The organism is Pseudoalteromonas sp. MT33b, from assembly GCF_014117385.1.
Lineage (GTDB): Bacteria > Pseudomonadota > Gammaproteobacteria > Enterobacterales > Alteromonadaceae > Pseudoalteromonas > Pseudoalteromonas lipolytica.
Window position 1 is genome coordinate 2,930,437 of sequence record NZ_CP059831.1, and the last position, 7,064, is coordinate 2,937,500.

A 7,064-nucleotide genomic window follows, 5' to 3' on the forward strand; every position below is an offset into this window, starting at 1 on the left:
CGATGAGCAGACGTATTAACCACTTACTCAAAACTGGTTTAATACTGACTTCATTAGTAGCAACTTCGGTTGTTGCTAATGAAGCTCAAACCAAAAAAGACTTATCTGATATTCAATCGGCCCTACAAAAAACCAAGGCCGAGCTTGAAGGTCAACGCAAGTCGATAGCCGATATGCGCAAAGATCTTCGTGCTCACGAACTCGATATTGCTAAAAATGCTAAGGCATTAAACCTAGCAGCACAATCGGTCAAAGAAAACGAACAACAACAGCGCGAACAACAGGCCAAAGCTCAGCAACTTCAAGCAGAGCAAACAAAACGTCAAACCCTCCTCGCAGCACAATTAAAAAGTGCGTATATGGCAGGTAGCCATGATTACTCAAAAATGCTGCTGAACCAACAAGACACGGCCAAAATTGAACGTACGCTCAGTTACTATAACTATTTAAACAAAGCACGCATTGAGCAACTCGAAGAGCTGAAAGCGTTGCAAATAAAAATTGCTGAAAATCAGGCGGAACTAGAACAAACAAAACTTCGTTTAGTTGAATTACACAACGAGCAGAAAAAACGCCAGCAAGCTTTAATTGCCGCTCAAGAACAACGAAAACGCAATCTCAACAAATTACAATCAGCGCTTAAAGAAACAAAAAGTTCGATTGATTATTTAAAAGAGAACGAGAAAACCCTCGTTACCGCCATCGAAGAGTTAGAAAAAGAACGAAGCGAAAAAGTTGAACTTCTCGGACTACAAAGCAGTAAAGGAAAACTCGATTGGCCGACCAAAGGAAAACTCCGTCACAGTTTTGGCCAACGCAAACATGGAAATATCGATTGGAAAGGCGTGTTAATTGGCGCGAAGGAAGGGAGTAACGTCAAAAGCGTACAAAATGGTCAGGTCGTTTATGCTGACTGGCTCAATGGCTTTGGTTGGGTTATTGCTATTGACCACGGCGATGGGTTTATGAGCTTATATGGGCATGCACAAACCCTACTTCGTGATGTTGGCGACCTTGTCAGAGAAGGTGAAGTCATTGCATTAGTAGGTCAAAGCGGCGGACAAACAGATCCTGGTCTATACTTTGAAATACGCCACAAAGGACGCGCAGTAAATCCTGTAAAATGGTGCAGACGTATTTAATTGATTAAATCAGCTGCGCCCTATGAGGAGCAGCTGATGCTAAATATCAATCACATAGACAAAATCCATTTCATCCCATCTAAGCGTTTCTTTGGGCTACATGTTATTTTACTCTTAGCCTTACTATGCTTATTAATGCAATCATTTAATGGGGTTGCTAAACCATCTTTAAAGTCACTACATCACCAGCAACTCAATGAAATTTTGTTTAATATAAATACTTACTATGTTGACGATCTTCAACTTCATAATAGCTTTGAATCTCAGCCAACGAATCAACAAGTAGAAGCATTATTTGAGCGTTTAGACCCCTATTCTAAATATTTAGACGAAACTGAGCTCGATGCCATATTTAGTAGTACCAATGGGCGTTACACTGGGCTTGGCATCGAGGTTAAAGTTACCGATGGTCGCGTATATATTGTTAATACGATTAAAAACTCCCCTGCTGAGCAAGCTGGTCTGCAAGTAAATGATGAGCTAACCGCTATAAATCAACAACCGATTGTCAATAAAAGCATAGAAGAAGTTGCAAGGCTTATTCGTGAAAGTGGCCAAGCTGCCGTTGATGTTTCCGTAAAACGAGAGCAAGTAACCGAACTCAACTTTTCAATAAAGCGACAACAGATAAACCTAGAAAGCGTGCAAAGCTACCTTGCTGATACAGGCGTTGCGCTATTGAGTATTAATGCTTTCAATAACCATACATTGCATGATGTCGCACGAACCGTGGCTAAAATGCAAATTAATAATGGTTTTCCGTTATCAGGGTTAATTATTGATTTACGAGATAATCCTGGAGGAACGCTACAAGGTGCAATTGAAGTTGCAGATCTGTTTTTAGATAGTGGTACGATTGTTTCTACAAAAGGACGCTTCAATGAGGCAAATCAATACTATAAAGCACATAGCGGTGATATTCTTTCTGGCGCGCCAATCGCCGTATTAATTAATGAAAACTCAGCATCTGCAGCAGAAATATTAGCCGCAGCGTTGAGGGATAACCAAAGAGCGACCTTGGTTGGAGAGACCTCGTTTGGTAAAGGCTCAGTACAGTCTTTGATTCCACTAGGAAATGGAAATACAGCTCTCAAACTTACCACAGCACGTTATTATACACCTGCTGGGCAATCTATTGATGGTAAAGGGATCGCACCCGATGTGAGTATAAATCAAACAATGCTTTCAGAAATTGACCAAGACGTTATAATAAAAAATATACAAGGGTTGTCGCTTTTTAGCTCACTCCTTGATAAACAAGATAAAAAGCAACTTACTGCAAAGCAGTTAATTATTATGCAGTAAGTAAGCACACACAATGGATATAATAATTACAAAAAGTGAATTTACGCAAAGGCTTACTACTGACGCTGTGTTGCTTACCACTATTTTGCCAAGCAAAGCAAATAGCCATCGTTATAGATGACATAGGCAACCACCAACGCGATCTTGATATCTTGAATTTACCAGGGCAAGTGACCTTTTCAATCTTGCCCCATACACCTTACTCACAAATTTTTGCCGAGAGAGCGAGCAAAACCAACAAAGAACTTCTCTTGCATATCCCCATGCAGGCGCTAGATAAAACAAAAGCTTTAGGTCCTGGTGCTTTAACAGACTCAATGAGCAAAACACAGCTGCAAACCACACTGGGGCACGCACTCGCATCATTGCCACAAGTCAAAGGCGTAAACAATCACATGGGCTCTGAGTTAACACAATTAACAGAGCCTATGAAGTGGACGATGGAGCTCCTCAAAAAACGAGGTTTATACTTTTTAGATAGCCGAACAACAAGCCAAAGTGAAGCACAAAATGTCGCTAATCTTTATGGTGTTGCCAATGTTTCTCGACATGTATTCCTAGACAATATCGTGACTGAAAGCCAGCTTAAGCACCAACTAGAAGAACTTAAGCTAAAAGCGACGCATTTTAATTATGCCATCGCTATTGCACATCCCTACCCAGAAACAGTCGCGTTTTTACATCACGCCCTGCCAGAACTTCAACAGCAAGGTTTTGAGCTTGTGCCTCTTTCACAATTGGTTGAAAACAAATACATCCAATTAGCTAAAGCAGAGCAAAAGCAAGCTGAGCATCGTGCAAATGATGAATGAAAGAGCGACATACTCAAATAGGATGTAAATATGCCGAAGTTTCCTTCATTAAGGATAGACGCAGAGGTCGCACAACATCACCTTTGATCGATACATCGTGATCATAAAGCGTAGTAATGGCTTTAACCGTGAATGCCAGTGGTTATGTGTGAAGGGCATAATGAGATACTTCGGCACTAAAGTACCCCCTACTACGCCCTAATTATTTGAGTCATAAGTGAAATGAGCGATTTTAGAGCCTCTAGCACTTCTGTCATTGTGATTAAGAAGCGTAGGAACGGCTTTAGCCGTGAATGTCAGCGGTTATGTATGAAGGGCATATCAGACACTTTCGGCACTAAAGTACCTCCTACGTCTCTTCACCTTGCGCTGATACGTCTTTTATCTCTGTATGCAATCTCAGTATGATACTGGACGATTTAGCCCTGAACGCAAAAAACCCGCTGCATTGCTGCAACGGGTTTCTTTAATTAGGAGCCTGGCGATGTCCTACTTTCACATGGCAAATGCCACACTATCATCGGCGCTGTTTCGTTTCACTACTGAGTTCGGCATGGGGTCAGGTGGGTCCAAAACGCTATTGTCACCAAGCATATTCTGGTCGTTAATCGCATTCGCAATTAACTAAAATCTGGAAATCTGATAATCGTAAAATCTACTTTAGTATATTAACTTCTGTCTGTTACGCTGTCATAAAACGCGTTTGGCGTTGTATGGTTAAGCCTCACGGGTAATTAGTACAGGTTAGCTTAATGGCTCACACCACTTCCACATCCTGCCTATCAACGTTGTAGTCTTCAACGGCCCTTCAGAGACTTTAAAAGTCTAGTGAGAACTCATCTCGAGGCCTGCTTCGCGCTTAGATGCTTTCAGCGCTTATCAGTTCCGAACGTAGCTACCGGGCAATGCCATTGGCATGACAACCCGAACACCAGCGGTTCGTTCACTCCGGTCCTCTCGTACTAGGAGCAACCCCTCTCAATTCTCAAACGCCCACGGCAGATAGGGACCGAACTGTCTCACGACGTTCTAAACCCAGCTCGCGTACCACTTTAAATGGCGAACAGCCATACCCTTGGGACCGACTTCAGCCCCAGGATGTGATGAGCCGACATCGAGGTGCCAAACACCGCCGTCGATATGAACTCTTGGGCGGTATCAGCCTGTTATCCCCGGAGTACCTTTTATCCGTTGAGCGATGGCCCTTCCATTCAGAACCACCGGATCACTATGACCTACTTTCGTACCTGCTCGACGTGTCTGTCTCGCAGTTAAGCTGGCTTCTACCATTACACTAACCGTACGATGTCCGACCGTACTTAGCCAACCTTCGTGCTCCTCCGTTACTCTTTGGGAGGAGACCGCCCCAGTCAAACTACCCACCAGGCACTGTCCGTAACCCCGATCAGGGGCCAACGTTAGAACATCAAAACTACAAGGGTGGTATTTCAAGGACGGCTCCACAAAGACTAGCGTCTCTGCTTCAAAGCCTCCCACCTATCCTACACATGTAGGTTCAATGTTCAGTGCCAAGCTGTAGTAAAGGTTCACGGGGTCTTTCCGTCTAGCCGCGGGTACACAGCATCTTCACTGCGATTTCAATTTCACTGAGTCTCGGGTGGAGACAGCGTGGCCATGGTTACACCATTCGTGCAGGTCGGAACTTACCCGACAAGGAATTTCGCTACCTTAGGACCGTTATAGTTACGGCCGCCGTTTACCGGGGCTTCGATCAAGAGCTTCGTCCGAAAACTAACCCCATCAATTAACCTTCCGGCACCGGGCAGGTGTCACACCGTATACGTCATCTTGCGATTTTGCACAGTGCTGTGTTTTTAATAAACAGTCCCAGCCACCTGGTCACTGCGGCTCCAATCAGCTTAAAGAGCAAGTCTCATCACCAATCGGAGCGTACCTTCTCCCGAAGTTACGGTACGATTTTGCCTAGTTCCTTCACCCGAGTTCTCTCAAGCGCCTTAGTATTCTCTACCTGACCACCTGTGTCGGTTTGGGGTACGATTCGGTATAATCTGAAGCTTAGAGGCTTTTCCTGGAAGTATGGCATCAACAACTTCACCACCTTAGTGGCTCGTCTCGTGTCTCAGTCTTAAGAGTCCGGATTTTCCTAAACTCTCAACCTACTCACTTTCACATGGACAACCAACGCCATGCTTGCTTAGCCTGCTCCGTCCCCCCATCGCAATTATACCAAGTACGGGAATATTAACCCGTTTCCCATCGACTACGCCTTTCGGCCTCGCCTTAGGGGTCGACTTACCCTACCCTGATTAACATGGGATAGGAACCCTTGGTCTTCCGGCGTGCGGGTTTTTCACCCGCATTATCGTTACTCATGTCAGCATTCGCACTTCTGATACCTCCAGCATACCTCCCGGTACACCTTCAACGGCTTACAGAACGCTCCCCTACCACTCAAAATAAATTTTGAATCCGCAGCTTCGGTGCATAGTTTAGCCCCGTTACATCTTCCGCGCAGACCGACTCGACCAGTGAGCTATTACGCTTTCTTTAAAGGGTGGCTGCTTCTAAGCCAACCTCCTGGCTGTCTGGGCCTTTCCACATCGTTTCCCACTTAACTATGACTTTGGGACCTTAGCTGGCGGTCTGGGTTGTTTCCCTCTTCACGACGGACGTTAGCACCCGCCGTGTGTCTCCCGGATAGTACTTTACGGTATTCGGAGTTTGCAAAGGGTTGGTAAGTCGGGATGACCCCCTAGCCTTAACAGTGCTCTACCCCCGTAAGTATTCGTCCGAGGCTCTACCTAAATAGATTTCGGGGAGAACCAGCTATCTCCCGGTTTGATTAGCCTTTCACTCCTAGCCACAGGTCATCCCCTAACTTTTCAACGTTAGTGGGTTCGGTCCTCCAGTTGATGTTACTCAACCTTCAACCTGCCCATGGCTAGATCACCGGGTTTCGGGTCTATACCTTGCAACTCAACGCCCAGTTAAGACTCGGTTTCCCTACGGCTACCCTAATCGGTTAACCTCGCTACAAAATATAAGTCGCTGACCCATTATACAAAAGGTACGCAGTCACCCAACAAGTGGGCTCCTACTGCTTGTACGTACACGGTTTCAGGTTCTATTTCACTCCCCTCACAGGGGTTCTTTTCGCCTTTCCCTCACGGTACTGGTTCACTATCGGTCAGTTGGGAGTATTTAGCCTTAGATGATGGTCCACCTATATTCAGTCAAAGTTTCACGTGCTCCGACCTACTCGATTTCACTTAAGATGCATTTTCGTGTACGGGACTATCACCCTGTATCGTCATACTTTCCAGAATGTTCCACTAACACATAATAAGCTTAAGGGCTGGTCCGGTTTCGCTCGCCGCTACTTCCGGAATCTCGGTTGATTTCTGTTCCTACGGGTACTTAGATGTTTCAGTTCTCCGCGTTCGCCTCTTACACCTATGTATTCAGTGCAAGATACCTGCAAGCAGGTGGGTTTCCCCATTCGGAAATCCTAGTCTCAAGTGCTTTTTACTAGCTTGACTAGGCTTATCGCAAGTTAATACGTCCTTCATCGCCTCCAACTGCCAAGGCATCCACCGTGTACGCTTAGTCACTTAACCATACAACCCAAACGGGTCTTTGTTAGTGACAGCTGTTAACTTCGCCAGAAGTTAATTCATCAAATAATGATGAGAATACTAAAGTAGATACCGATTAATTTTTCAATTAATTGGCATATTTTTACTTTTGAAAACTCTTGATAAATAACAATTGTCATTCATCAGAATTTTATTATCAGCTTTCCAAATTTTTAAAGAGCATATTA

3 protein-coding genes and 2 rRNA genes are annotated in these 7,064 nt (G+C 44.6%); 3 read left to right on the forward strand and 2 right to left on the reverse strand.

The features are described 5' to 3' along the window. Positions 1 to 2: 2 nt before the first annotated feature. From H3302_RS13265 to H3302_RS13275, 3 genes are read left to right on the forward strand one after another with little or no spacing between them, the layout of a single operon-like run. On the forward strand, positions 3 to 1,142 hold the full coding sequence (locus tag H3302_RS13265; RefSeq protein ID WP_036965867.1) for a murein hydrolase activator EnvC: 1,140 nt from the start codon (positions 3 to 5) through the stop codon (positions 1,140 to 1,142). Between the two features lie 36 nt (positions 1,143 to 1,178). Continuing rightward, a complete protein-coding gene (locus H3302_RS13270) occupies positions 1,179 to 2,447 on the forward strand; it encodes a S41 family peptidase (RefSeq protein ID WP_182395477.1) in 1,269 nt (422 codons plus the stop codon). Between the two features lie 35 nt (positions 2,448 to 2,482). Further along, a complete protein-coding gene (locus H3302_RS13275) occupies positions 2,483 to 3,259 on the forward strand; it encodes a divergent polysaccharide deacetylase family protein (protein ID WP_259369862.1) in 777 nt (258 codons plus the stop codon). Positions 3,260 to 3,735: 476 nt separating this feature from the next. Here the strand turns inward: H3302_RS13275 and rrf are convergent. Together rrf and H3302_RS13285 are read right to left on the reverse strand one after the other, a co-directional pair. Continuing rightward, positions 3,736 to 3,850: ribosomal RNA gene (gene rrf / locus H3302_RS13280) — 5S ribosomal RNA — on the reverse strand. A gap of 122 nt (positions 3,851 to 3,972) precedes the next feature. Next, positions 3,973 to 6,858: ribosomal RNA gene (locus tag H3302_RS13285) — 23S ribosomal RNA — on the reverse strand. Between the last annotated feature and the right edge of the window lie 206 nt (positions 6,859 to 7,064).